This window comes from Henriciella algicola, from assembly GCF_003576245.1.
Classification (GTDB): domain Bacteria; phylum Pseudomonadota; class Alphaproteobacteria; order Caulobacterales; family Hyphomonadaceae; genus Henriciella; species Henriciella algicola.
The window spans coordinates 955,130-981,114 of the sequence record NZ_QWGA01000003.1 but is presented as its reverse complement, the minus strand read 5'-3'; the positions used below and the strand labels follow the sequence as shown (position 1 = coordinate 981,114).

General features: G+C 60.6%; 25 protein-coding genes. 11 read left to right on the top strand and 14 right to left on the bottom strand.

Annotated elements, in window-relative coordinates:
* Nucleotides 1-85 precede the first annotated feature (85 nt).
* The 4 genes from D1222_RS05255 to D1222_RS05240 form a co-directional block, all read right to left on the bottom strand.
* Nucleotides 86-664 carry an acyloxyacyl hydrolase gene (locus D1222_RS05255; RefSeq protein ID WP_119453144.1) on the bottom strand — a complete coding sequence of 193 codons (579 nt, stop codon included), beginning with the start codon at nt 662-664 and terminating at the stop codon, nt 86-88.
* 94 nt (nt 665-758) lie between these two features.
* Nucleotides 759-1,349 carry a flavodoxin family protein gene (locus tag D1222_RS05250; RefSeq protein WP_119453143.1) on the bottom strand — a complete coding sequence of 197 codons (591 nt, stop codon included), beginning with the start codon at nt 1,347-1,349 and terminating at the stop codon, nt 759-761.
* Nucleotides 1,350-1,442: 93 nt separating this feature from the next.
* The gene (gene serA / locus D1222_RS05245; RefSeq protein ID WP_119453142.1) at nt 1,443-3,038 is read right to left on the bottom strand and encodes a phosphoglycerate dehydrogenase; all 1,596 of its coding nucleotides are present in this window, start codon (nt 3,036-3,038) and stop codon (nt 1,443-1,445) included.
* A 117-nt stretch (nt 3,039-3,155) separates the two neighbouring features.
* Nucleotides 3,156-4,328: a phosphoserine transaminase gene (locus D1222_RS05240; RefSeq protein ID WP_119453141.1), complete on the bottom strand. Its 1,173-nt coding sequence runs from the start codon at nt 4,326-4,328 to the stop codon at nt 3,156-3,158.
* Nucleotides 4,329-4,513: 185 nt separating this feature from the next.
* On the opposite strand from D1222_RS05240, the gene D1222_RS05235 reads away from it, so the two are divergent.
* Both D1222_RS05235 and D1222_RS05230 read left to right on the top strand, forming a co-directional pair.
* Nucleotides 4,514-5,422, top strand: coding sequence for a DMT family transporter (locus D1222_RS05235; protein ID WP_119453140.1), 909 nt, complete (start codon nt 4,514-4,516; stop codon nt 5,420-5,422).
* A 72-nt stretch (nt 5,423-5,494) separates the two neighbouring features.
* On the top strand, nt 5,495-6,337 hold the full coding sequence (locus D1222_RS05230) for a TauD/TfdA dioxygenase family protein (protein WP_119453139.1): 843 nt from the start codon (nt 5,495-5,497) through the stop codon (nt 6,335-6,337).
* A gap of 102 nt (nt 6,338-6,439) precedes the next feature.
* Here the strand turns inward: D1222_RS05230 and D1222_RS05225 are convergent, their stop codons facing one another.
* On the bottom strand, nt 6,440-7,264 hold the full coding sequence (locus D1222_RS05225) for a PhzF family phenazine biosynthesis protein (RefSeq protein WP_119453138.1): 825 nt from the start codon (nt 7,262-7,264) through the stop codon (nt 6,440-6,442).
* 158 nt (nt 7,265-7,422) lie between these two features.
* Between D1222_RS05225 and D1222_RS05220 the strand changes: the two genes are divergently transcribed.
* A complete protein-coding gene (locus tag D1222_RS05220; protein WP_119453137.1) occupies nt 7,423-7,872 on the top strand; it encodes a DMT family transporter in 450 nt (149 codons plus the stop codon).
* On the opposite strand, the gene D1222_RS05215 is transcribed toward D1222_RS05220, so the two are convergent.
* The 4 genes from D1222_RS05215 to ftsH are packed head-to-tail and all read right to left on the bottom strand — an operon-like array spanning nt 7,869 to nt 11,969.
* Nucleotides 7,869-8,558, bottom strand: a complete 690-nt coding sequence (locus D1222_RS05215; RefSeq protein WP_119453136.1) for a peptidoglycan DD-metalloendopeptidase family protein — start codon at nt 8,556-8,558, stop codon at nt 7,869-7,871. The two genes, D1222_RS05220 and D1222_RS05215, sit on opposite strands and share 4 nt — an antisense overlap.
* Nucleotides 8,548-9,375: a bifunctional hydroxymethylpyrimidine kinase/phosphomethylpyrimidine kinase gene (gene thiD / locus D1222_RS05210; protein WP_119453135.1), complete on the bottom strand. Its 828-nt coding sequence runs from the start codon at nt 9,373-9,375 to the stop codon at nt 8,548-8,550. The genes D1222_RS05215 and thiD overlap by 11 nt, the downstream gene beginning before the upstream one ends.
* Nucleotides 9,376-9,432: 57 nt before the next feature.
* On the bottom strand, nt 9,433-10,014 hold the full coding sequence (locus D1222_RS05205; protein WP_119453134.1) for a hypothetical protein: 582 nt from the start codon (nt 10,012-10,014) through the stop codon (nt 9,433-9,435).
* Nucleotides 10,015-10,070: 56 nt separating this feature from the next.
* Entirely contained in the window at nt 10,071-11,969 is a 1,899-nt protein-coding gene (gene ftsH / locus D1222_RS05195) for an ATP-dependent zinc metalloprotease FtsH (RefSeq protein WP_119453133.1), read from the bottom strand.
* Between the two features lie 209 nt (nt 11,970-12,178).
* Between ftsH and D1222_RS05190 the strand changes: the two genes are divergently transcribed.
* The gene (locus D1222_RS05190) at nt 12,179-13,483 is read left to right on the top strand and encodes a TAXI family TRAP transporter solute-binding subunit (RefSeq protein WP_233348518.1); all 1,305 of its coding nucleotides are present in this window, start codon (nt 12,179-12,181) and stop codon (nt 13,481-13,483) included.
* A 24-nt stretch (nt 13,484-13,507) separates the two neighbouring features.
* Here the strand turns inward: D1222_RS05190 and rlmN are convergent, their stop codons facing one another.
* The gene (rlmN, locus tag D1222_RS05185; protein ID WP_119453131.1) at nt 13,508-14,671 is read right to left on the bottom strand and encodes a 23S rRNA (adenine(2503)-C(2))-methyltransferase RlmN; all 1,164 of its coding nucleotides are present in this window, start codon (nt 14,669-14,671) and stop codon (nt 13,508-13,510) included.
* Between the two features lie 105 nt (nt 14,672-14,776).
* Here rlmN and D1222_RS05180 point away from each other — a divergent pair, with 105 nt between their 5' ends.
* Nucleotides 14,777-16,594 (top strand): flavin-containing monooxygenase, encoded by a 1,818-nt coding sequence (locus tag D1222_RS05180; RefSeq protein WP_119453130.1) that lies wholly within the window; start codon nt 14,777-14,779, stop codon nt 16,592-16,594.
* 14 nt (nt 16,595-16,608) lie between these two features.
* Here the strand turns inward: D1222_RS05180 and D1222_RS05175 are convergent, their stop codons facing one another.
* A complete protein-coding gene (locus D1222_RS05175) occupies nt 16,609-17,106 on the bottom strand; it encodes an invasion associated locus B family protein (RefSeq protein ID WP_119453129.1) in 498 nt (165 codons plus the stop codon).
* Nucleotides 17,107-17,347: 241 nt separating this feature from the next.
* Here D1222_RS05175 and D1222_RS05170 point away from each other — a divergent pair, with 241 nt between their 5' ends.
* Nucleotides 17,348-17,866 carry a sigma-70 family RNA polymerase sigma factor gene (locus tag D1222_RS05170; RefSeq protein WP_119453739.1) on the top strand — a complete coding sequence of 173 codons (519 nt, stop codon included), beginning with the start codon at nt 17,348-17,350 and terminating at the stop codon, nt 17,864-17,866.
* A 110-nt stretch (nt 17,867-17,976) separates the two neighbouring features.
* Nucleotides 17,977-18,651: a ChrR family anti-sigma-E factor gene (locus D1222_RS05165; RefSeq protein WP_119453128.1), complete on the top strand. Its 675-nt coding sequence runs from the start codon at nt 17,977-17,979 to the stop codon at nt 18,649-18,651.
* Nucleotides 18,652-18,663: 12 nt separating this feature from the next.
* Here the strand turns inward: D1222_RS05165 and D1222_RS05160 are convergent, their stop codons facing one another.
* Nucleotides 18,664-19,014: a DUF2794 domain-containing protein gene (locus D1222_RS05160; protein ID WP_119453127.1), complete on the bottom strand. Its 351-nt coding sequence runs from the start codon at nt 19,012-19,014 to the stop codon at nt 18,664-18,666.
* A gap of 328 nt (nt 19,015-19,342) precedes the next feature.
* On the opposite strand from D1222_RS05160, the gene D1222_RS05155 reads away from it, so the two are divergent.
* The 4 genes from D1222_RS05155 to D1222_RS05140 are packed head-to-tail and all read left to right on the top strand — an operon-like array spanning nt 19,343 to nt 23,775.
* Nucleotides 19,343-20,077 carry an ABC transporter ATP-binding protein gene (locus tag D1222_RS05155; protein WP_119453126.1) on the top strand — a complete coding sequence of 245 codons (735 nt, stop codon included), beginning with the start codon at nt 19,343-19,345 and terminating at the stop codon, nt 20,075-20,077.
* Nucleotides 20,067-20,831: an ABC-2 transporter permease gene (locus tag D1222_RS05150; RefSeq protein ID WP_119453125.1), complete on the top strand. Its 765-nt coding sequence runs from the start codon at nt 20,067-20,069 to the stop codon at nt 20,829-20,831. The genes D1222_RS05155 and D1222_RS05150 overlap by 11 nt, the downstream gene beginning before the upstream one ends.
* Complete coding sequence (locus tag D1222_RS05145; protein WP_119453124.1) at nt 20,828-22,714, top strand: Gldg family protein; 1,887 nt, start codon at nt 20,828-20,830, stop codon at nt 22,712-22,714. Before D1222_RS05150 ends, D1222_RS05145 begins: the two co-directional genes overlap by 4 nt.
* A complete protein-coding gene (locus D1222_RS05140; RefSeq protein ID WP_119453123.1) occupies nt 22,711-23,775 on the top strand; it encodes a DUF4340 domain-containing protein in 1,065 nt (354 codons plus the stop codon). The genes D1222_RS05145 and D1222_RS05140 overlap by 4 nt, the downstream gene beginning before the upstream one ends.
* Before the next feature lie 97 nt (nt 23,776-23,872).
* On the opposite strand, the gene D1222_RS05135 is transcribed toward D1222_RS05140, so the two are convergent.
* A complete protein-coding gene (locus D1222_RS05135; RefSeq protein ID WP_119453122.1) occupies nt 23,873-24,697 on the bottom strand; it encodes a glycosyltransferase family 2 protein in 825 nt (274 codons plus the stop codon).
* Nucleotides 24,694-25,983, bottom strand: a complete 1,290-nt coding sequence (locus D1222_RS05130) for an O-antigen ligase family protein (protein WP_119453121.1) — start codon at nt 25,981-25,983, stop codon at nt 24,694-24,696. Before D1222_RS05130 ends, D1222_RS05135 begins: the two co-directional genes overlap by 4 nt.
* Nucleotides 25,984-25,985: the final 2 nt, after the last annotated feature.

Sequence of the window (25,985 nt, the reverse complement as noted above, 5' to 3'; positions counted from 1 at the left end):
CCAAGTTTCTTGGGAGGGAGAATTCGCGTTTAGCTGGCCTGATGCAAGGCTGACGAAGGGTAAGCTGCGTCAGCCTTGAACCGGTTTATTGTCCGAAGCGGAAGTATGCGCGAACGCCGATATTATCGACGCCCTGATTGCGGCCATCGCCTAGGATCTGGCCGTGCGAAAGGTGCTCATAGAGCACTTGTACGCCGACTGAATCTGTCAGGTCGCGGTTCAGCGCGAGGCCCGTCCGGAAAAGGTCATCAGAGCCGAAATAGATGTTGTCCTGGGCAAATGCGTCGCTGCGCGGATCGCCCTGTGGGAATGGGCTTTCATTTGCGCCGTCGTGGATGACATAGCCAAGGCTTGGCTCAAGAGACCAGCCCTCAGCAAAGTCCCAGTTCCACATGAAGCCGAAGCCGCCAAAGCTGGTATCGCCTGCAGTATTGAATGAGCCAACGATGTAAGGGCGTGGGCTGGCGAGGATGCTCAGAAAGTCTGGGCTGACGAAGACGAGCTCTGCTTCAATGTTCGGGCCATCTTCCTTGTCGGCATTCTTGCAGTCGAGGATGCAGACATTGTGCTGCATCACGCCGAGGCGCGCTTCTTCAACGAATTGCGCGCTGGCCGGAGCAGCAATCGCGGTCGTGGAAAGTGCGAGTGCAATCAAACGTTTCATGGGTAGCTCCCCTTAAAAATATACCCGCCCAGAGAGTACCGGGCGGGCATAAGGTCAAGTTTTTTCGGGGGTCTGCTGCAAGTTCGCGTGTGAACTATGCCTTTCCGGCAACCCAGCGTTTCGTGATTTCCGCGACGCGCTGACCGAAGTCCTCGGAGGTGCTGAGGTCTGCCTTGTCAGGGGTCTGGTCTGCTGGGAGGTCCGTCAGGGATTGCGTGCCGAGGCCGATCATATGGCCGGCGCGATTCCATGCAGCGCCAAAGTCGCTCTTGCTCGTATTGTAGCCGGGGAACGCGCCGTAGTTCGCCCAGATCATGCCGTGCTGACCGGCGAGAATCATGAGCTCTTGAAGCGTATTCAGCTTGTCACCTGCGAGCGAGCCGGAATTGGTGAAGCCTGCGCCAATCTTGTCGCGCCAGCCGCCATTCATCCAGACCTTCGAGCTGGCTTCGGCGAATTTGCGAAATACTGATGAGCTTGCGCCCATATAGGTCGGCGAGCCGAAGATGATGCCGTCAGCGGCTGCGAGCGTGTCCCACGGGCCGTCTTCGGCGTTCTGAAGGTCGTCAGCCTTGATGAGGTCAACCTCTACACCGGTCACGCCGCGCGCGCCCTTGGCAACGTGTTCTGCGACTTTTGCGGTGTGGCCGTAACCGGAATGATAGACAATAGCGAGTTTGGTCATGTTGGGCTCCGTAAACGTGGATTACCCGAACCAAGATAGTTTGCCTGCCCTGAGTATAACCCTCAGGGCAGGCATAAATGTTATGATCGCACGCTAGAAGTTCAGCACTTTTGCGTAGCGGACGTGCGGCAACGCATCGAGCTTCGCGGTAAGCTCATGAGGCGGCTCGCCATCAATACCGATGAGGGCGATAGCCTCGCCGCCTGCGTCCTGACGGCCGAGGTGGAAGGTCGCGATGTTGATCCCGGCCTCACCCAGCATGGCGCCAAGCGCGCCAATGAAGCCCGGCTTGTCGATATTGTTGACGTACAGCATGACCGACGAGAACGCGCCTTCGAGCGGCATGCCCTTCACTTCGACAATGCGTGGGCGACCCGCCGAAACCGTACCGGCGAGCGACCGCCAGCCCGTTTCATCGGAATTGGCCGTGCGCGGCACTTTCACCTTTATACGGATGAGGTTGTCATAAACCGGGCTTTCCTCGGTCTTGGTCTCGGACAGCTTCACACCCGACTCGGCCAGTATCGACGGCGCTGAAACCATGTTCACGTCGCCGCGCGAAGCGTGGAGCAGGCCGGAAAGCGCGGCGGCGGTGACCGGCTTGCGGTTCAGTTCGGCAACCTCGCCCTCATACTCGATGATGACTTCTTCAAAACCGTGATCAGAGACCTGACCGGCGAATGCACCGAGCTTTTCTGCCAGTTCGATGAACGGCTTGAGACGCGGGGCTTCATCGGCGGTGACCGATGGCATGTTGAGCGCGTTGGTCACGGCTCCGGAGAGGAGGTAGTCGCTCATCTGTTCGGCGACCTGAAGGGCGACGTTTTCCTGCGCCTCGACAGTAGCCGCGCCGAGGTGAGGCGTGGCGATGAAGTTGGGTGCGCCGAACAGCACGTTTTCCTTCGCAGGCTCCTCCGCAAAAACGTCAAAGGCCGCTGCACCGAGGTGACCATTGTCGAGCATTTCACGCACTGCCGCCTCATCCACGAGACCGCCGCGCGCGCAATTGACGAGGATCAGTCCCTTCTTGGCCTTGGCCAGCGCTTCCCGGGACAGGATGTTGCGGGTCTGGTCTGTTAGCGGGGTGTGGAGCGTGATCACGTCAGCCCGCGCGAGAAGTGTGTCGAGATCAACCTTCTCGACGCCAAGCTCAATGGCGCGCTCTTCGGTGAGGAATGGGTCATAGGCGACCACTTTCATGGTCAGACCCTTGGCCCGTTCTGCGACGCGGGCACCGATATTGCCGCAGCCGATCAGGCCGAGCGTCTTGTAGGATAGCTCTGTGCCGACGAAGTGCTTCTTCGGCCATTTGCCGACCTGCGTGCCCTGGTCGGCGGCAGGGATCTGCCGAGCCGCTGCGAACATCATGGCAATGGCATGTTCGGCTGTGGTGACCGCGTTACCGAACGGGGTGTTCATGACGACGACGCCTTTGGCGGTCGCCGCCTTGATATCGATATTGTCGACCCCGATCCCGGCGCGGCCGATGACCTTTAGGTTCGTTGCTGCGGCGATGACGTCTGCGTCGGGCTTGCAGGCAGAGCGCACGGCGAGGCCGTCGTACTGGTCGACAATGGCGATCAGCTCGTCTTTCGACAGGCCGACCTTGATGTCGGTTTCGATGCCGCGATTGGTGAAGATATCGACGGCTGCCTGGCTGAGATCATCAGCGATAAGGACTTTAGGCATGAGATGGTTTCCTGAAGATTTGCCCCGATCGTCCCCGCGAAGGCGGGGACCTCAGGCAATGAAGGGAAAGGTTTGTGGCACGAGATCCCCGCCTTCGCGGGGATGAGCGGCGTGTGGTCAGGCGTCCTGAAGGTCGGAAGCGACCGTCGCAAAGGCCCAGTTGAGCCATGGCAACAGTTTCTCGACGTCAGACGGCTCTACGGTTGAACCAACCCAGATACGCAGACCCGGAGGGGCCTTCGCATAGGAGTTGAAGTCGAAACCGGCGCCTTCCTTCTCGATCAGGGTGACCATCTTTTTCACGAAGGCTTCCTGCGCGTCGGTATCAAGCTTCGCGACCCGCGGATCGGTGATCTTGAAGGTGACACCCGTATTCGACCGCGTGGCCTTGTCCGCACAGAGGAAGTCGATCCAGTCGGTTTTCGCGACCCAGTCCTCAAGGATGCCGAGGCTCTTGTCAGAGCGGGCCTTGAGGCCTTTCAGGCCGCCACACTCTTCGGCCCAGTCGAGCGCGCGCAGATAATCTTCAACGCAGAGCATGGACGGCGTGTTGATCGTCGCGCCCTCGAAGAGCGCTTCGTTGAGCTTGCCGCCGCTGGTCATGCGGAAGATTTTCGGAAGCGGGCGGTCCGGCGTGTAGCTCTCGAGGCGCTTCACGGCGTTCGGGCTGAGGATCAGCATGCCGTGGGCCGCTTCACCGCCGAGCACTTTCTGCCAGCTATAGGTGATGACATCGAGCTTCTCGAACGGGATGTCCTGCGCGAATACCGCCGAGGTCGCATCGCAGATCACGACGCGGTCCGGGTTTGGCTTGATCCAGCTATGGTCATCGACGCGAACGCCTGACGTGGTGCCGTTCCAGGTGAAGACGATATCAGCATCATCCCGCGCCTTCTCGAAAGGCGGCAGGACGCCATAGTCGCCGACATAGACCTCGCAATTCTCGAGTTTCAGCTGCTTCTGGGCATCGGTCACCCAATCCTTGCCGAAGCTTTCCCAGGCAAAGATATCGACGGGCTTTGCGCCGAGCATGGACCACATGCACATCTCGACAGCGCCCGTATCAGAAGCGGGCACGATGGCGACGCGATAGTCAGCAGGAAGGTTCAGCACCTGCTTGGTGCGATCAATCGCTTCCTTCAGCTTGGCTTTCGCATCCTTGGCGCGGTGCGAGCGGCCAAAGGCTGTCGTTTCGAGTTGTGCGAGGGAAAATCCGGGGCGTTTGGCCGTCGGGCCCGATGAAAAATGCGGGCACGCCGGACGGACCTCCGGCTTGGGGGGTAGTGTCATCTGTTTTACTCCTATCCTTACAGATAGGCTGGCCCTCGTTGGGGAGGGCTGGCCCACCGCCCTTATGACAGACTTGTGCGCCGCCGCATAGGGAAACAATTGTGACAATATAGAGAGCTGGAGACTTGCCGGAGGCCCGCTGGGGTGCGAGTCCCTGTCGGCAATAGATTTACGGGCCAGCCTTCATGCAGACAAAGCGTTCACCTGCCGACTGGGGCCTGTTCCTGCTTCTGTCTGCTTGCTGGGCGAGCGCATTTGCGATGACCAAGGTCGCCGTGGGTGAACTACCGGCCAGCGTAATCATTCCGGGGCGCCTGATGACAGGGGCGCTGACCCTCTGGGCAGTGATGCTCGTTCGCGGTGATCGCCTGCCACCCTTTTCGGATCGTTCATCCTGGCTCGCTATTGTCGGCATGGGCGTGGCTGGCACGGCGCTACCATTCTATCTCATCACGATCGGGCAGAAGACGATCGACTCGTCGCTGGCCGCGCTTCTGATATCGGGCGCGCCGCTTTTCACTGCGGTGCTCGCGCATTTCTATTTCCATGATGAGCGCTTCACAGGCTTCAAGATTGCAGGCCTTGCGACAGGCTTTGCGGGTGTCGCGCTGCTGCTCGGCCCGGACGCGATGCAGGGGCTCGGCAATGTGGACCTCATCGCGCAGCTGCTCGTTCTCGGCGGGGCCTTTTGTTACGCGGTGAACAGCATCATCGCCCGACAGGCACCGCGCCTCCCGCCCATCGTGCTTCCGGTCGGGTTTCTCACCGTTGCGTCGATCACGTCGGTACCGATGCTGTTCTGGACCGACTGGGAGACGGTCGACCCCACGAAGGCGAGCCTGCTCTGCATTCTGGGCCTCGGCGCTGTCTCGACAGGTCTTGCCGGCATTCTGTTGATGCAGCTTGTCGCCCGGACCAGCGCGACTTTCGTGGCGCTGACCGGCTATGTCATTCCGATCATGTCGGCGGTGCTCGGCTATTTCGCCTTTGGGGAAACACAAAGCTGGAATGCGGTCGCTGCCTTCATCCTGATCCTGGCGGGTGTGTGGTTCTCACAGCGCCAGAGCCGCAAGCGCGCCGCTGCTTCTTCCTGATCTTCCGGCCCGAAGGCGGGTCTGCTATCCTGAGCCAGAGGCGGCGCAAGACTGCCCAGTGGAGGATAGACGATGAACCGTGAAATCAATGTCAGGCCAATTTCGGGGGCGCTGGGCGCAGAGATTGAGGGGGTCGATCTTTCGCAAGACCTTTCCAATGAAGCCTTCGACAAGGTGCACCGGGCATTCCTCGATCATCACGTCATCTTCTTCAGGGACCAGAATGATCTGAGCCCCGAGCGCCACAAAGCGTTTGGCAGGCGTTTCGGCAGCCTCAACGTCCATCCCTATGTGAAGGGGATGGAGGGCCACCCCGAGATCCTCGAAATCATCAAGGAGCCGGAAGAGAAGACTAATTTCGGCGGTGGCTGGCACACCGATATGTCCTTCCTTGAGGAGCCTGCGCTCGGCTCCATCCTGCACGCGATAGAGGTCCCGCCCTATGGCGGTGACACGCTCTGGGCGAACCAGCATATGGCATACGACGCCCTGTCGGATGGGCTGAAAGCGACACTGGAAGGGCTCACCGCCATCCATTCTGCAGGGCGGGAGTATGGGCCAAAAGGTCAATCAGCGATGGGCCGTCAGTCGATGGAGACGAAACAGGCCGACAATGCGCCGGAGTTCGAGCATCCTGTGGTGCGCACCCATCCAGAGACAGGTCGCAAGGGCCTGTACGTGAACCCGGCCTTCACGCTGCGCTTCAAGGGCTGGACGAAACGTGAGAGCCGCCCGCTGCTCAACTATCTGTTCGAGCATTCAAGGCAGGAGCAGTTCACCTGCCGCTTCCGTTGGGAAGCAGGCTCGGTCGCTTTCTGGGACAATCGCTCAACCTGGCACTTTGCCCTGAATGACTATGCGGGCCACCGCCGATATATGCGGCGGGTGACGGTGAATGGAGACCGGCCGTTCTAGAGGTGGCAGGCCTAGTGGTTCGACATCGCTCACCATGCGGCCTTTGGCGACGCTTGAGTATGCCCGCATGGTGAGCGACATCGAACCACGCGGGCAAGATGCCTAGAGCGTGAACTTGCCTTCGATGACGGTCACCGCATCGCCGCGCAGCTTCACCCGGTCGCCGATAAGCTCGATCCCGATTTTCGCGCCGCGTCCCGGATAGGCCTGATAGCAATCGAGCGGGCGCTTCAGGCGCGGTCCCATGATGGCAGCGACCATGCAGTGCCAGCTGCCTGTGGCCGGGTCTTCATCAATGCCGCTGCCCGGGGCGAAGAAACGGCTTGTGAGGTCAGCACCGTCGGCGCCGCCTGGTGCGACGCATCCGAAATTGCCCCTTTCCCAGTTTCCGCCAATGCCGCTGACGCCGAGCGTCTTGAGTAGGCTGATATCGGGTTTGAGCTCTTCGATATCTTCGGGCGTGCCGAACACCGCTGCATAGAACGGGCCGCCCCAGGCTTCCAAAGGCCACGCGCCAAGCGCTGCTGCGACGTCTTCAGTGACGGCGATCTTCTCGACCTTTGGTGCCGGGAAATCCATCTCATAGGTCTCGTCTGACAGGCGGCGGACTTTCAGGACGCCTGACTGGACGGTCTCAAAGGCGATCTCCTCGCCGTCGAAGCCGAGATGCGTATAGATTGCATGCGCCGATGCCAGCGTAGCATGGCCACAAAGCGGGACTTCCACGGCAGGCGTGAACCAGCGCAGGGCGTAGTGTCCGGGCTTCTTGGCGACGATGAAAGCCGTCTCGGCCACATTGTTTTCTGCCGCGATGGCCTGCAGCGTCCCATCTGGCAGGAACCCGTCCAGCGGCATCACGCAGGCCTGATTGCCTTCAAATGGCTGGCTGGCAAATGCGTCGATCTGGTAGAAAGGAATGGCCGTCATGTCAGGCTCCCGGAGCGTTTCAAGTGCCGCCCCGACCTACGGCAAACCAAGCCGTTCCACAAACCAGACTTTCTAAGCGATGCTTGAGAAAGGCTCGCACTGGCTTGCCGGAGACAATCGCGTCAGTGTGCCAGCTCAGCTTGTACGCGGAGGATGGAATGAACTGGGGGCAGCTGCTCGTCGGACTGGGATTTATCTGCGGCACGCTCATCGCCGCGCAGGGGGCCATCAATGGCCGGCTGGCGAGCGGGGTTGGTGGGCGGGTGCAGGCGGCCTTCATCTCCTTCTCGATCGGCTGGCTGGCCCTGCTCGCGGTGAACATTGTCCTTGGCTACAAGGTCCCGAGTATCAGCCAGACCCTGACCGTGCCCGCCTGGGCGTGGATAGGAGGGCTGATCGGCGCAATCATGGTGGCGAGCTCTGCAACTGCGGTGCCGCGCATCGGTGTCGCCGCATGGGTCAGCGCCGTCATTGCGGGTCAGCTGACCGCCGCGGTTCTCTACGACCAGTTCGGCGCATTCGGGCAAGCGGTGCGCCCCGCGACGCCATTGAGGCTCGTCGGTATCGGGTTTCTGGTGCTGGGCGTATATCTCGTCCGGCGCTTCTAGCTGGCTAGCCCGATCAGCGCGCGGGGATCTGGGCAGAGTTGTAGCCACTGAGCGGCCTCGCTCTTGCGGCAAACGCCGGGGAAGTCGCCAGTCTTTCCGAGCATCTCTAGCATGACCTGAAAATGGAGGTGGGGTGCCCAGCCGCCATTCACGCTGTTGTCTCCAAGATGCGCAATTTCTTGCCCAGCCTTCACTTCATCGCCGGGCTGGAGTGTCTCGAGAAGGCTCGGGTCGAGGTGACCGTAGAGCGTGTAAAAGGTCAGTCCGGGCTCGACGTCATGCTGCAGGATGAGCGTCGGCCCATAGTCCTTATCATTATCATTGCGCTGGAGGCTGTGCACCTCTCCATCCAGCGGGGCGAAGACTGGCGCGCCTGCCGCGGTGAAGACGTCAAGGCCGAGATGAAGCGTGCGCGGCTCATCGCCTGGCGGATTGAAGATGGGGGTGTCGTAGATGGCCCGGTCTTCGCCATAGCCCCCATGTAGTACGCCGCCGTCCGCCGGTATCCAGTCAATGGGCAGGTCGCTCCAGCCGCGCGCGGCAAGTCCAGCCTTGTCGAGCGGCAGCGTGCCTTCATCCGTCAGGCCGCGCATTGGCGGCGTCACATGCGGCGAGGTGACGAGCCACGCATCGTAACGTTTTCGGAGGTCGCCCAGCGCTGCTGGGAAAAAGGTCTTAGCGCTCATCTTGTCTGTCCATAGGCCAGCCATGATGCACGGGGCCGTGCCCATTGCCGAAGCCCTTTGCCACTGCGATGGCGCGGTGGAGATAGTCGCGCGCGGCTTCGACGGCGTCCTGCGTGTCGTCGCCAAGAGCAATGCGGGCAGAGATGGCGCTGGCCAGCGTGCATCCGGTCCCGTGTGTGGACGTCGTGTTGATGCGGGCGCTCTCGAAGATCCATTCGCCGTGGATCGTCTGAAGCACATCGATGACCGGATTGCCCGGAATGTGCCCGCCCTTCACAAGGGCGCCTTGAGCACCGCGTTTCAGGAGAGCTTCAGCGGCGCGCCGCTGGCCGTTCACACCGTCCACGGACTTGCCGGTCAGGATTTCTGCCTCTGGCGCGTTCGGCGTGACGAGGGCGGCGCCCGGCACCAGAAGGGAGGCAATGCTCTCCACAGCCCGCCGGTCGACCAGCCTGTCACCCGATGTCGCCACCATGACGGGGTCGATAATGCGCGGCGTGTCTCTTGCCTGCTCGTCGAGTGTTTCTGCGGCCTGCTCGACAAGCTCTGCGTACCCGAGCATACCTGTCTTGATCGCATCTGCGCCAATATCGGCGAGGCAGACTTTCATCTGAGAGATAACCGTGCTGACCGGGATGGGGTGCACATCTTGCACGCCGGTCGTGTCCTGCACGGTTATGGCCGTGACGGCGGTCATCGCATAGCCGCCCATTGCCATGATGGCCTTGATGTCGGCCTGTATGCCTGCACCTCCGCCGGAGTCAGAACCTGCAATGACCAGAACGCGGCCAGACTTGTTTTCGGATTCAGTCGTCATGCTGCTGAAATAGACGCTATGGCCCGGCTGGAAAAGCGGGGTTTCAGCAGACGCGTATTACCAGGGGTCGGCGGGCGCCTCGACAGGCTGGGAGAGGTCAAACTCCACCCGGAAGAAGCGTTCTGGCCGCTTCAGCTCATAGGCGAACATGTCCTGACCCGGATGGATCTCCATGGCCCAGACATTCGCCTTGGAAACGGGAATCTCTTCAGCATCGAAGAGGTCCTTGGTGCGCTGGTCAGCAGGAAATTCCTGCCGCGTCGCATCAGAGCTGTCAGATGACTTTCCGCCATACATGGTCAGAGCGTCGGGGCTGCCATCTTCATGCGTGTGCTGGTGACGGAGCGCGATGCGGCCATCATCACCAAGCGCGAGGAGCCACATGCGCGAATGGTCTTCGCCGACATGAAGCGGAATGCGTGCCGCCGTCTCGGTGCAATAGTCGAAATCCGCGATCACGGCCTGCGAGGCCCATCCGGCGTCCTGAGGGTCATCGCTGACTACCCGGCCGAGATACGCGTTTCCGCAATAGGGCTCCAGGCTGGTCAGAAATGCGTCGCCGCCGAGTTCAGCTGGGGCTTCCTGCTGACAGGCAGCCAGAAGTAAAGCGGCGCCGGGAATTGCGAATCTCAAAAACATGAGGCGCAGCCTATATGGGCTGCGCCTCTTTGCAATGCTTTAGCGATTGGCCCGGATCAGGCCGGTTCCGGCTCGCCGCCTGGTTCGTCGCCGCGATTCTTGCGGCGCTTCCCGATGACCGGCACAGCCGAGGCTGGACCTTGCGGCTCGTCCGGTTCATCTGGACGGGTCGGCGGCTTGCCATTGAGGAGGTCGTTTAGCTCTTCGCCGGTGAGCGTTTCGTATTCAAGCAGCCCTTCAGCGATCGCCGTCCACTGATCCTTGTAGTCGGTCATGATGCGGCGCGCCTCATCCTTACCGTGCTGGATCAGCTTGCGGACCTCTTCCTCGATACGCTTGGAAGTTTCTTCCGAGACGTGGTTCGGGCGCGAATACGGGTCGCTATTGTCGGAATAGTCGACAGGACCGATCTCATCCGAGAGGCCGTAGCTCGTCACCATGGCGCGCGCGATGCGGGTCGCCATCTGGATGTCGGACGAGGCGCCGGAGGTCACGGCATCCTCACCGAAAGCAAGTTCCTCGGCGACGCGGCCGCCCATGAGGACTGCCAGTCTGGAGGTCATTTCCTGACGGGTCTGCGAGTACTTGTCGTCTTCCGGCAGCTGCATGACCATGCCGAGCGCGCGGCCGCGCGGAATGATCGTTGCCTTGTGAACCGGGTCGGTGGCCGGCATTTTCAGGCTGACGATTGCGTGACCTGCCTCATGATAGGCGGTGAGGCGCTTCTCCTTGTCCGACATGACCATGGAGCGCTTTTCGGGGCCCATAAGGACCTTGTCCTTGGCGTCCTCAAACTCCTGCATGGCGACGACGCGCTTGCCGCGCCGGGCCGCAAGAAGGGCAGCCTCGTTCACAAGGTTCGCAAGGTCAGCACCGGAGAAGCCCGGCGTTCCTCGTGCGATCACCTTCGGCTCGACGTCCTTGGCGAGCGGCACGTTGCGCATGTGAACTTTCAGGATGCGCTCACGGCCCATGATGTCCGGATTGTTGACGGTAACCTGGCGGTCAAAACGGCCAGGGCGCAGCAGCGCCGGGTCAAGCACGTCAGGACGGTTCGTCGCGGCGATGATGATGATGCCCTCATTGGACTCAAAGCCGTCCATTTCGACGAGGAGCTGGTTGAGCGTCTGTTCGCGCTCATCGTTGCCGCCGCCGATACCTGCACCACGTGAGCGGCCGACGGCATCGATTTCGTCGATGAAGATGATGCAGGGCGCATTACGCTTTGCCTGCTCGAACATGTCGCGCACGCGGCTCGCGCCAACGCCGACAAACATCTCGACAAAGTCCGAACCGGAAATGGTGAAGAACGGCACACCAGCTTCGCCTGCAACGGCGCGGGCGATAAGCGTCTTACCCGTGCCCGGAGGACCAATAAGAAGGGCGCCCTTCGGGATCTTGCCGCCAAGGCGCTGAAAGCGTGACGGGTCCTTCAGGAACTCGACGACTTCCTGCAGCTCTTCCTTGGCTTCATCGACGCCAGCGACGTCGTCAAAGGTCACGCGGCCGTGCTTTTCGGTCAGCATGCGAGCACGCGATTTGCCGAAGCTCATGGCGCCGCGGCCACCGCCGCCGCCCTGCATCTGACGCATCAGGAACAGGAAGAGGCCGAGGATGAGGATCAGTGGAAGCAGGTTGAGCAGCAGGCCGCCAAGGCTGAAGCCGCTCTCTGCGTCTTCATTCACGGTGACGCCCTGATCGGCAAACCAGGTCGATGCCTCGATATTGGTCGGCAGCTTCTCAGCGTAATAGGTGTCTCCGCCACTGGTCTCGGCGGTGATGCGGTCATTCGTGACCGTCACTTCAGCGAGCTGGCCTTCCGTTGCCATCTGGCGAAGGTCGGAAATCGGCACCTTCTCCGCGTTCGACGCGACAGATGAGCCCTGCATGGCGATCATCATGGCCACGACGAGAGCAGCAATCAGTCCCCAGACAGCGAGATTACGCATGTTCATAGTTTGGATCCGTCTGTTGGTCTCAATCTTCTGGACCCTAACATAGGCAGCCGCACAACGGAAAACGACTCAATTAGCAGTAATCTGGGCGCATTTTGTCGCGCTCGCGCTGCCCTTGGGCAGGCGCGAAACGAAACGAAGCGCCTACTCGACGCTTGTGCTGGCCCGCACTAGTCTTGTGACAAGCGGGGGCGCGAATGGAAAAATCTATGAAAGACATCCTGAAGGTCTATGGCCCGCTGGCGCTGCTTGTCGCGATCAGTATCTGGGTCGCGCTTGCGCTGATCGACCCGGCGCCGCCATCGCGCGTTACCTTCGCAGCGGGCAACTCAGGCGGCGCATACTATGCCCTCGCGCAGGAATATGCCGACAGGCTGGCCGAGAGCGATGTCGAAGTCGAAATACTGGAAACACGCGGCTCGCTTGAGAATATCGAGCTTCTCCGGTCGGGCCGGGCAGGGATGGCTTTCGTGCAGGGCGGGCTTGCGACTGACGATGACCGTGAAACGCTGAATTCGCTGGCGGGCATGTTTCATGAGCCATTCTGGGTCTTCGTCCGGTCTGAGGCCGCCATTGATGGATTTGGCGGTCTGCGGGATGTCCGCTTTGCGATCGGTCCGGAAGGGTCGGGCACGCGGGCGCTGGCGCTCCAGATGCAGGACGCCTGGGGCGGCGACTGGCCCTCACCTTCGCAAAGCATAGAAAGCGGGCAGGCCGCCGCGAGTGCGCTTCTGGCAGGCGACATAGATGCAGCTGCATTCTCCGCCTCGATGAACGCGCCTTATGTCCAGCGCCTCATAGAGGAACCGGGCATCGCGCTTCTGCCGTTTGACCGGGCACCTGCACTGGCCCGTCGCACGCGCGCGCTCGACCCGGTCACGCTCTATCGCGGGATTGTTGATCTCGAGGCTGACATACCTGCCGCCGATGTACCGCTTATTGCTTCTGTCGCGCAGCTCGCCATTCGAGAGAACCTGCATCCGGCCATTCAGTCGCTGCTGCTTGAGGCGTCCGAAGACATCCACGCTGGCAATAGCGCTTTTGCGAATGCCGGGGAGTTTCCGGCCCCTGAACTTGTCGACATGCCACTGTCGAGCGAGGCTGAGCGCTTCTGGAAGAATGGGCCATCTTTCCTGCGAAACTATTTTTCGTTTCAGATCGCAAACTTCCTTGAGCGCGCCTGGGTGTTCCTGATCCCGCTCATCACTCTACTCATTCCGCTGATCCGCGTTGCGCCGCCGATCTATCGCTGGCGCGTGCGCCGCAAGATCTATGTCTGGTATTCCGACCTGAGAGAGCTCGAGGCGCGCGGACGCGAAGCCTCGAATGACGAGGCGCGTGACAAGGTGCTGGATGAGCTGTCAGAGCTTCAGAAAGAGGTCGGTGAGCTCGATGTGCCGCTGTCATACACCGAAGAGGTTTATCACCTGCGCAGCCACATCGCCTTCGTCCGCAATCTGGTGAAAGGGCTCTATGCAAGGGATGCCGGGGAAGAGGCGCGCCACACCGCCTAGCGCGGCGCACTATTGCAGGCAGACTCAGGCTTCGGCCTGCTGCTCCAGCGCTTCGCGGCGCTTTTCCGCAGCCGATTTCTTCACGCTTTCAGAGCGCAGCTGGCCGCAGGCAGCGAAGATATCGCGGCCGCGCGGTGTGCGGATCGGGGAGGCGTAACCGGCCCGGTTCACGACTTCGGCGAAGTTCTCGATCGTTTCCCAGTCCGAGCACTCATAGGGGCTGCCCGGCCACGGGTTGAACGGGATGAGGTTGATCTTCGCGGGCACACCCTTGAGCAGCTTCACGAGATCACGCGCTTCGGCGAGCGAGTCGTTGACGCCTTTCAGCATGACGTATTCGAACGTCACCCGTTTGGAGTTGCCAAGGTTTGGATAGGCGCGGATCGCTTCGAACAGGGTCTGCAGATCATACTTCTTGTTGATCGGTACAATCTCATTGCGCAGATCATCGCGGACTGCGTGCAGCGAGATGGCCAGCATGGCGCCTGTGCGCTCACCCAGTTCTGGAATCTTCGGCGCCACGCCTGCCGTCGATACGGTGATCCGGCGGCGGCCGAGCGCGATGCCGTCGCCATCCGAAATCGTGTCGATAGCTTCTGCCACATTATCGAGATTGTAGAGCGGCTCACCCATGCCCATGAACACGATATTGGTGAGCTTGCGGTTCTCGTTCGAGGACGGCCATTCCGACAGCTCATCACGCGCGATGAGGACCTGGCTGACAATTTCCTGCGCGGTCAGGTTCCGCACCAGCTTCTGTGTGCCGGTGTGGCAGAAGGTGCAGTTCAGCGTGCAGCCGACCTGGCTCGAGACGCAAAGCGCGCCTGAGCGACCAACATCGGGAATGAAGACGCTTTCGCCCTCGACGCCTGGCTGGAAGCGGGTCAGCCATTTCTGCGTACCGTCGACCGAGACCTTGTGTTCAGCGATTTCCGGGCGGGTCAGGATGTATTTCTCCGCCAGCTCCGCGCGCAATTCCTTGGCGATATCGGTCATGCCGGAAAAGTCCTGCACGCCGAAATGGTGAATCCAGCGGCGCAGCTGCTTGGCGCGCATTCCCGCTTTTTTCGGGTCGAGGCCGAGGGCTTCCATCTCTGCTTTCAGGGCAGGGATAGACAGGCCGGCCAGCGATTTGGCCGAACTAACGCTTGCATTGACGCCGCGTGAAAGGTCCAGAACATGTTTCATCGACGCCGCACATAGCACGTCCTGCCTGATAATCTAAGCAGATCAGGACAGGTTTGCTGCGGCGCATCACGACAGAGGGCCACAAAGGCTCCGTGGGAGGAAAGTATGGCTGACGGAACACCCGGAATCGATTTCGATCCAGACAAGCTGCGCGAACGTTATCGCGCAGAACGCGATAAGCGCCTGCGCGATGACGCGAACGAACAATATGTCGAGATCAAGGGTGAGTATGCCGGCTATGTCGAAGACCCATACATCGACGAAAAAATCGACCGCGCACCGCTAAACGATGAGATAGACATCATCGTCGTTGGTGGAGGTTTTGGCGGGCTTCTTGCCGGGGCGAGACTGCGTGAGGCGGGCCTCAAGAACATCCGCATGATCGAGAAGGGCGGCGACTTCGGCGGCACCTGGTACTGGAACCGCTATCCGGGCGCGGCCTGCGACATCGAAAGCTATATCTACCTGCCCCTACTGGAAGAAACCGGCTTTATGCCGAGGGAAAAGTACACGCCAGCCAAGGAAATCCTTGAGCATAGCGCGCGCATCGCCCGTCATTACGACCTTTATGACGACGTGCTGTTCCAGACCGAAGTCACGGCGATGAACTGGGATGAGGCGTCAAAGCGCTGGATCGTCGAGACCAATCGCGGCGATGCCATGAAAGCGCGCTATGTCATCATGTCGAACGGACCGCTCCACCGGCCAAAGCTGCCGGGCATTCCGGGTATCGAGAAGTTCAAGGGTCACACCTTCCATACAAGCCGGTGGGACTATGACTATACGGGCGGCGGTCCGGAGGGCGGCCTCGACAAGCTTGCAGACAAGCGCGTCGGTATCATTGGCACCGGCGCGACCGCCGTGCAATGCGTCCCGCACCTGGGCGCAGGCGCGAAAGAGCTGTTCGTCTTCCAGCGCACGCCAAGCTCAATCGATGTGCGCGATAATAAGCAGACCGATCAGGACTGGGCCAAATCGCTGGAGCCGGGCTGGCAGAAGAAGCGCATGGATAATTTCAATATCCTTGTCTCTGGCGGCTATCAGGCTGAAGACCTCGTTCAGGATGGCTGGACCGACATCATCCGCAACCTCCTCTTCATCGCCAGCAAGCAGGACGGCAAACAGCTGACCGCCAAGGAGCTGGAAGAGATCGGCGAACTGGCTGATTTCAAGAAGATGGAGTCTATCCGGGCACGCGTCGATGAAGTGATCGCGGACAGCAAGACGGCGGACGCGCTGAAGCCATGGTATCGCCAGTTCTGCAAGCGCCCATGCTTCCATGACGACTATCTTGCGACCTTCAACCGCGACAGCGTCCACCTGATCGATACAGACGGTAAAGGCGTTGAGCGCATCACCGAAAAAGGCGTCGTTGTCGCTGGCAAAGAATATGAAATCGACTGCCTTATCTATGCGACGGGTTTCGAAGTTGGCACCAGCTATACACGCCGGTCGGGATATGAACTCTATGGCCGGGGCGGCAAGTCGCTGTCAGAAGCCTGGGAAGGAGGCGTTGAGAGCTTGCATGGCATGTTCGTGCGAGATTTCCCAAACGTCTTCGTGATGGGCGGGGCGCAGGCCGCCTTTACCGCGAACTACCCACACCAGCTGGATGAGCAGGCCGTGCATCTTGGCTACATCCTGTCGCGCGCCTTCGATGAGGGGATTGTGCAGATCGAGCCGGAGAAGGACGCGCAAGCTAACTGGGTGGAGACCATCATTTCCAAGGCCCAGATGCGCGAGAAGTTTCTCGCCGAATGCACGCCCGGCTACTACAATAATGAAGGTCAAATCGCCGCGCGCGCCCGCCAGAATTCATTCTATGGCGGTGGATCGATGGAGTATTTCTCGATCCTCAAATCATGGCGCGAAACGGGCGACATGGCTGGGCTCGAAGTGCAGCGGGAAACCGCAACGGCCTGATCAGGCGCATTCCGTTATCGGCAAAGCGAAGAGGCCTTGTCGATAGCCGCCGCTGACCCTGACAGCGAGAAGTGGTAGGAGACCTGCGTGTTGCGCGAGGAGACCGCCTCTACGTGCAGCTCGCTGCCGCGGCGCAGAGCGTCGACAATCTGTGAATCGTCACGGTCCTGCGCAAAGGCCTCGCCGCCGACACCGTACAGTGTCCAGCCAGACCGGCCGACGCTGGCGCGTGCAGGAAGGTCAGCGCGAAGATCATAACCAACTTTCAGGCTCGGCTGGCTGCGTGCCTTGCCGGATGCCCAGTTCGATACGAAGAACCAGACATCGCCATGATTGGCCGATTGGGGCGCCTTGTCGGTGGCTTCTGTCGCGGCATAGCAAAGCTTCTCGCCGCCGACTTCTTCAGTGAAAACGGTCCAGTTTTCATAACGCCCAATCGCTGTTGGGGCGGCTGTAGCCGCGGGAATGGCGACGGCGCTGCAGAGGGCGGCTATTGCGGCAATACGGATCATGGTGAGCGTCTGGTCTGTTACTATTTTCGTGTATGGAAATTCGTTCCGGTGACTTCAAATGCCTAAAGGTTAAGGCGGAATTTTGACGAATGCGTGATCACAGATTCGTTAGAGGCGCGATCAAAGGTTGCACAAGTTGCAACAAACACAGACAATAGGTGTGCTGCTGCTAACGGATGTAACCTTGTCTGTCGCCCGCCTTGATCAAGTCGATAATCCGCGCTCGCTTCATGCAGACTGCATGAAACGCATTTCCGAGCGCGGCGACAGGCGTGCGTTCGGTACGCTCTTCGAATTTTTCGGACCCCGTCTCAAGTCCTACCTCCTGCGGATGGGGGCAGACGATGCGCAGGCCGAGGAGATCGTTCAGGACGTGATGCTGACAGTGTGGCGCAAGGCCGGGCAGTTCGACCCTGAGCAGGCGTCGGTATCGACATGGATCTTCAGGATCGCCCGCAACCGGCAGATCGACCTGTTCCGCCGCGCCTCGAAACCGGACCTGTCACCAGAAGAGCCAATGCTCCAGCCCGCACCCGAACAGGCACCGTTTGAGAGCCTGTCCCAGGCGCAGCTGGAGGCTGAAGTGCGCGACAAGCTCACCATTCTGCCGCCAGAGCAGCTGGAGCTTCTGAAAGCGGCGTTCTATGACGGCATGTCCCACGCCGAGATCGCGGACAGGTTCAGCCTTCCCCTGGGGACGGTCAAATCTCGCATTCGTCTGGCGTTCGACAAACTCCGAGGCGTCCTGTCGCGCGAGTAAGTGCGACATAGCACACCTCCTGATCGCAAATTCTTGACCTTGTTCACCGCTGCTCAATATCCGTCTTTGTACGCAAGACCCAGTTATGGGCGAAGAGAGGTATTTGAGGTTTGAAAGACGGCGTCTCTCAACTGTCGGATCTTTATGCCGCCTACGCGGCAGGGACGCTTAGTCCCTCCTTCAGGCTGCTTGTTGAGACGCAAGCGGCCATCCGGTCCGATATTCGCGACAGGGTTAATCACGCAGAAGCGATTTCGGGCATTTTCCTCGAGCGCGAAACCCCGAGCATGCTGGCCCCCAACGCATTTGAGCGCACCCTCCAGGCAATTGATGATCTTGAGGATGAGGTTGATCCGACGGACGCGGCGAAACTGGCCAGCGAGCGCTTGACCGAGCTTCTCGACCTGCCTGAGCCTCTCCGGGAAAAAGCTCTGGAGTCGTGCATGCGCGGCGGTTGGAAGCGTATGACCAGCGGGGTGAAGCGTCTTGAGATCGGAACCGCTTCCGGCGGTCATGCTCACCTCTACCGGATCGAGCCCGGCGCGACAGTCCCGAGCCACTCGCACTTTGGTGACGAACTGACGCTCGTCGTTCAGGGCGGCTTTTCAGATGAGGTCGGCAGCTACGGCCCCGGCGACATCTGTCTCAAAACACCGTCAGACACACACGCGCCGGTCGGTGACGATGACGGTGTCTGTCTTGCCCTTGCGGTGAGCGAAGGCGGTATGGAGTTCAAGGGTATGCTGGGCATCCTGCAGAAAGTCTTCACGCGCCGCACCCATTAGAGGGCGGGTGCCTCAGGACGGCTTTCCGAAATTCAGAACTTCGAATTTTCGCGTCTCGAAAACCTTGAGAACTGTCTTGATGTCGTGCCCGCGTTTTAGAACCTGCCCCTGATTTCCATAGACGACGAAAGCGCCCTGGCGATTACGCAGCTCGGGGATTTTCTCGATGCGCCACGTTGGCGCCTCAGCGTGACGCCTGAAGATCGCGAACACGGCATGATCTTCATGCATCCCGATCGCGTAATCCTTGGCCTGCCCGGCCATGACCATCTTGCCGTAAATATCGAGAATGGCCGACATTTCGGTACGGTGAAACGCAATTTTCGGGGACTTGTCGAACTGTAAGGGTGTAATGCTAGCCATGCGCGCTCTAACGTTACTCTGCCTGCTGCGTTCATTCTGTCGTATTTGTAATCAGTTTGACAGGTTTTAGCCGCAATCCGGCCTTGCCGCAGACACCGATTGAATACACCTTGCAATGGTCGGATGACGGTGTCCAGCAGGTTTCCCGGACCCATCAGCCCCCCCAGCCCCCCGGGGCTCCTGTTACCGTTGTCCGACAGCTTCCCCCTCACATCACCAGAAGATCCGAGCGCAGCCTCCATCAGGTCTGCGGTTTCCGCATTACGACTCTGGAAAACTTATGCGTGTCTGATTAGTCAGTCTCCAGCGCGGTGCTACAGGACCAGTGATGCTCGAATTGAAGCAGCTTTCAAAGTCGTTCGGCGGGCGGACAGCTGTTGAGTCCATGAGCTTCAGCCTGAACAAGGGCGAGGTTCTGGGCTTCCTTGGTCAGAATGGCGCGGGCAAATCCACCACAATGCGTATGGCGGCCGGCGTCATTGAGCCGGACAAAGGTGACGTGATCGTCGCGGGTCATTCGATCGTGTCCAACCGGCGTGAAGCGCAAAGGCGCCTCGGCTTCCTGCCAGAAGGCGCGCCGCTCTATCCGGACATGACGCCGCTCGACTTTCTGAACTTTCTCTGTTCGGCCCACCGCATATCTCGCAGCGATTGCCGCAGCGCAGTCGAGCGCGTGATCGCCGACGCGCGCATCGCCGATGTGATGTCTAAGCGGATCTCGACCCTCTCTAAAGGTTATCGCCGCCGTGTCGGGCTGGCAGGCGCGCTGATCCATGATCCGGACGTGCTGATCCTTGATGAGCCGACAGACGGACTGGACCCGATCCAGAAGCGGGCAGTTCGGGCGCTGATCTCTCGCATGGCGAAGGACAAGGCCATCGTCATTTCAACGCACACGCTGGAAGAAGTGCCGGCCATGTGCAACCGCGTGATCGTCATCGATCAGGGCAAACTCATTGCAGACAGCTCACCAGAAGACATGGCGAAGCGCCGCAAGGGCGGTCTCGAGGAAGCGTTCATTGACCTCGTCTCCAAGAAGGAGGCTGCAAGCAATGAAGGCTGAGCTGCGCGACATCCTGACGAGCCTGCGGGCGAGCTATCTGAGAGAGCTGCGCGCCTATTTTGCGACGCCGCTCGCCTATGTGTTTGTCGCCATCTTCCTTATGCTGGTCGGCGTGTTCACCTGGGAGGCGTCGCGCTTCTTTGATACCGGCCTCGCCGATCTCCAGCCATTCTTCTACTGGCACCCCTGGCTCTACATGATTTTCCTGCCCGCGCTCTCCATGCGCCTCTGGGCAGACGAGATCGCCTACAGCACGTCAGAGCTTCTCTTCTCTCTGCCGGTCAGCCTGTTCGGTCTTGCGACAGGTAAGCTGCTGGCGGCCTGGAGTGTCGCGGCGCTGTCGCTCGTCCTGACCTTTCCGATGTGGATCACGGTGAACTATCTCGGCGCCCCAGATAATGGCGCCATCGCGATCACCTATCTGACCAGCCTGCTCATGGCGGGCGCGTATCTTTCAATCGGCGCAGCGATGTCCTCGCTCTTTTCCAGCCAGGTGCTGGCCTATATCGCAGGCATCCTCGTGGCATTTGTCTTTACCGCCGCTGGCTGGCCCATGCTGGTCGGCGCGATCTCTGGCCTGCTCGGTGCGGCTGCAGGTGACCTCGTCGCACAATTCTCCTTCCTCACCTATTTCGAGACGGCCCAGCGCGGCGTGCTGGAGCTTCGCGCGCTCCTCTATTTTGGCGGCGTGATCCTCGCCTGGCTGTCGCTGAACACGATCTGGGTGGCCAATAAGCGGGCGTTCGCAGGATGACGCCGCGCGCTTTCCTCCCCGCTGCCACGGCGCTGATCCTCGCGATCTTTGTCGCCGCGACGCTCATCATCTATCCGCTGACACGTCCGGCGCGCGTGGACTTCACGCAGAACGCGCTCTTCACGCTGTCGCCAGAGACCAGGTCAGTCCTCGACACGCTTGAGGAGCCGATAGAGCTTACCTTCGTCTACACGCGCCAGGTTGGGCAGGATTATCCGCAGGTGCGGGCCTATGCGGCACGCGTGCGCGAATTGCTCGACAGCTATTCGGCTGTCGCCGGCGCCAATCTCAAGGTCACGGAGATTGATCCCAAGCCCTTCTCGGAAGCTGAAGATCAGGCGCTGGCTGCTGGTATTGATGCGGTCGACACTGAAGGCGACGATCCGCTCTATTTCGGCATCATTGGCCAGAACACCGTCGATGAACAACGCGTCCTCGCCTTTCTGGCGCCAGAGCGCGAGGAGACGCTCGAATACGACCTCACCCGCCTCATCGCCCGCCTCGACCGTCCTGACCCGCCAAAGATCGGCCTCCTGACGACGCTTCCGGGTATGGGCGCGGATGGCGCAGAGGGCGGATACACGCTGCTGCAGGAGATGAAGCGGTCTTTTGATGTCGAGCCTGTTGCGGTCGACTTCTATGCGCTGCCGGAAGATCTCGACGCGCTCATCATGATCCACCCGCCAGAGCTGACAGAATGGCAGAGCTGGGTGATTGACCAGTTCATCCTGCGCACGGGCCGCGTGGTCATGCTGGTCGATGCGGCTGCCAAGACATCGCCTGAACCGCCGAGCCGCCGTGTAGAGCGGCGTATCCGCTCTGACCTTGGCCGCTTTGGACCGGTCTGGGGCGTGACGCTCGCCGAGCAGGCCATCGCTGACACGGAAACCGCGCTCCCCATACAGGCCCCGACCGGAAGCGGGCGGACCGGCATCATCCGCCATCCGCTCTACCTGTCGACTCCGCCTTCAATGATGTCGCAGGACAGCATCCTGACAGCGCCCCTGTCACGGTCCGTCAATTTTGCCTCCTCAGGCGCACTCATCCTCGACGAAGCTTCTCCGATCGACAAGGAAGTACTGATCGAAACGGGCACGGCCCCATCCTGGATCGACGCCGAAACGGCGATGACGGATATCGGCGTGGAGGATGCGCTAGCCCTCTATGAGCCGACTGAAGGCGCTCGTGCGCTTGGGGTTCGTGTCCATGGCACGCTGGTCTCGGCCTTTCTCGATGGACGCCCGGAGCCGGTTCTGCCCGAAGACCCGGTCATGGCGCAGTTTGCGGCGGAGGCGATTGAGCATGCGCAGCCGCACATCTCCTCAAGCGAGCGTGAAGCGGAAATCCTCATCCTCGCGGACGCAGACCTCGTCGACGACGGGCTCTATATCGACATGCAGCGCCAGAGCGCCTTTGCAGACAATGGAGCGCTCATCATGAATGCGCTCGACATGATGTCGGGCAATGCCAATTTGCTCAGCCTTCGGGCGCGTGCTTCTTCCCGCCGGACGATGACGCGCGTCGAAGCGATGCGGGATGAGGCGCAGGCCCGTTTCTTTGAGGAACAGGCCCAGCTTGAAACCCAGCTCGCTGAATCCGAAGCGCGCCTGCAGGAACTGCTTCAGATCGATAGCCGCGACAGCGCCCTCCTCGACAGTGCCACCGGCGCCAGCCTCTCGGCGGAACAGCAAGAGGAACTCGCCCAGCTTCGCAGCGAAGTTCTCGCTACCCGTGAGCGCCTTCGCTCCATTGAACGCGACTTCAGGCGAGACATCGATGGCCTCGAAGGCTGGCTGAAATTCATCAACATCTTCGCAGGCGCGATCCTCATCGGTGCGGTTGGCTGCTTTGTCTGGTGGCGGCGGAGGAAGTCGCCGGCATGAGCAGACGTCTAGACCGCAAGCGTTCCGTCCTCGTTCAGCGGCTGTCGATTGCGGCAGCCTCGCTCTGGATCATCCTGATCCTGTTTGCTGTCTTCAATGCGGATGGCCGCTCGACCAGCCCGAGGACGGGCAATCCGGTCCTGTCGAACTTCTCGGCGATCAAGGGTGATGTCGCGCGCATCACCATCACCGATCAGGACGTGACCTATAATCTCGTCAAACGGAATGATGCCTGGCTGATGGAAGAGTCGGGCGGGTATCCGGTCCGTGAAGACAGGCTGAATACGCTTCTGGAAGGTCTCGAAACGCTTAGCTGGGGGGAACGTCGGACCTCGAACCCTGAGCGGCTTTCCCTGCTCGCGCTTGGGGATCCGCGCGAAGAAGGCAATGGCACACTGATTGAGCTTTTCTCCGGCGATGGGGCGCGTGTCGCCGAAGTCATCACCGGTCGGCGCAATGAATACACCTATGCGCGCAAGCCTGACGAGACGATTGCCTTCCGGGTGCGCGGTGACCTCCCGCCGCTCCGCACACGTGAAGCGTGGCTCGATCTCGACATCATGTCGATTGAGCCATCGGCAGTCTCGGCTGTACGTATTACAGGCCGGGGCGGTAATTCCGTCTACCTATCGCGCCCGGCAGGCAGCAATGCGCGAAGCTTCCGGCCTGCGCCGCCCTATCAGGATTTCGAAGTCACCAATCCGCTGGCGGTATCGGCCACCGCGCTTGCCATCACGCGGCTCGCCCCTATCGACGTGAAGTCTGCGGAGGCCCTCAGTGGCCGCGCCGTGTCACGCCATATCAGCGAAACGTTTGACGGGCTTGAGATTGATCTTCGGGCCTGGCGTGAGACGGATGGATATTGGGTGACCTTGCGGGCCATCGAGGCAGGGGAGGGCGCTCGCCGTGCGCGCACCATAAATGAGCGAGCAGAGCCCTATGCTTTCAAGCTGACTGAATATGACTGGCGCGAGTTTACCCCGTCCGTGAGTGAGCTTGTGGCTCGCCCGACGCCAGAAGAAACCAGCGCGCCGCTGCCACCTGCCGACTTCCAGCCTTAAAGCAAGTTCGGAGCAAACGGAATCGTTTGCGAACGGATACTTGCGCCAAAACAAGGACATAAAGCGGCGGGCCGAATTGAAACGAAGGATCGACGCTTTAGTCGCGGGCGCGCGAAACGATTGCAAACCGCAGCAGCGGTGCGATCAGATTTACCGCGAGGCGTTCAAGCGGCCCGCCGGCATGCTTCCTGAAATAATAGACGAGGCTGTCAGCCTTGTAGCCCGCCACGCGTTTGGCTGGCGCTTCGGACGTTGCGCCGTAATGCAGGGCGCCCGCTTGCGGGGTATACATCGTGATGCCGCCCGCCTCTGAGGTACGCCTGCAGATATCTACGTCCTCGACATGCATGAAGAAACCCTCGTCGAAGCCGCCGAGCGCGGTGAAATCCTTTGCGGAGATCAGCATGAGCGCGCCGGACACGGCACCGACCGGGACAGGCCCTTTGGGTGGCGGGGTGCGCTCCAGCGTCCAGGTGTTCCAGCCAGAAAAGGTGGTGAGCGCCCGGAGCAGGGTAAGCTTGCGCCGGCGAGGTCCGCGCACTTCTCGGCCATAGGTGTCGAAGACATTTCCGCCCACGACACAAGGCGAAGGCTGGCCTTCTGCGGCCTGCTGAAGAGCTTCAATGCTGCCGCGCTTCAGGATGGCATCCGGATTGATAATGAGAAGGTCGCCGCTCTCAATACCGGCTGCGCCGTGATTGACGCCCGCTCCGAAGCCAATATTGCCGCCTGCATCGATGAGGGTGATGCTCGGACGGCTCTCACAGAACTGCCGGAGCCAGTCCCGCATCGCTTCCGGATTTCCGTTATCGACAATGCGCACCGCATCCACCGCCGGGTCGCTGGCGAGCGCGTAGAGGCATTCTTTAAGACTTTGCCCGGTGTGATAGCTGACCACGATGGCGGTGGTCGGGACTCTCATTTTGTGTCCAGTCTCGCCGGCCCCGTCACGCGGTCAAGCAGGATGACGCCTGCTGACGCCAGCGCAATCGTCGCCCAGAAGGCTTCATTCCAGACGCTGTAGGACAGGCTGAACAGGGCGAACGAACCGCCGATAAGGCTCGCGATCGCAATGCGGGTCGGGATGTCGACATCGCCGGGCCGTGGCAACCGGTTGCCGATAATGATCAAGGATGCAATGGCGAGGATGACGCCAATGATGCCGGTCTCAGCCCAGATCTGAAGGCCCATATTGTGAGGGTGCCCGGGCAGGATGCGGTAGACTTCCCAGTCTGCATTATCGCTCCGGCACTTCTGGTCGACTTCGCGAAGCAGGTCCGGACGGTCACCAAACGTGTCGCGCCATTCTTTTGATGCCTCAATGCCGTGGCCGGTAATCGGACGTTCCTGGATCTTCTCGGAGGTCAGGTTCCACGCCCAGACGCGCGACTGCACAGAACACGGCATCGGCATATCAGTCCGCGTCAGCGCAGCGGCCCCGACGCCGAGGATCAGCGGCGACAGGAAGATAAACGCCGAAATGGCGATCATCAGAACCCGGAAACCGTGATGAACGAAGATCAGCACGACGCCGATGGCAACAGCCATGCAGATGACGCCCAGAAGCGCAACATCCGTGCCGATCATCAGGAAGGCAACGAAGGCGACGGTCAGCAGAGCGACGCAAGCAGCCACGGTTGCGCGCCCTGCGAAAGCGGCCGCGAGGCCAATCAGGATAGGCAGGCCGAGCACAAAGGCGTTTGCACTGCGCAGGATATTCTGTGGGGCCTCTTTCACCCGGTCACTCATCGGGGAGTAGAGGTCGAGGGTGAGTTCGGGCAACAGGCCCATGAGAACTGTCACAAGACCATGCAGACCAAGCATGCATCCCACCACGAGAAGCGACTTGCGCCCTGCACCGTAGGGAATGCGCAACGCGGCGGCGATGGTCAGCGTGCTCGCCAGTACAGTGAGCAGAATGCGCAGACCCGCAGCGTCCACATTCATCGTGCCCTCTGACAGCGCACCATTGATGATTGTGCCGGTCTCAGCGGACCAGAGGCTGCTCGCCGCAGACCAGATGGCCAGGGCGAACAGCGAAAGGACAATGAGGTTGAAACGACGAAGGGGCGCGAAGAAGGCGGCCGCAATCGCGGTGAGACCGATCAGGGCGGAATAGCCCTGAGAGCCGAATACTGCGACCGGCAGCCAGAGCACGAATGCTATGGCCAGTATGACGGCAAAGCCTGCCCCGCGCCCCTGAGTCATGT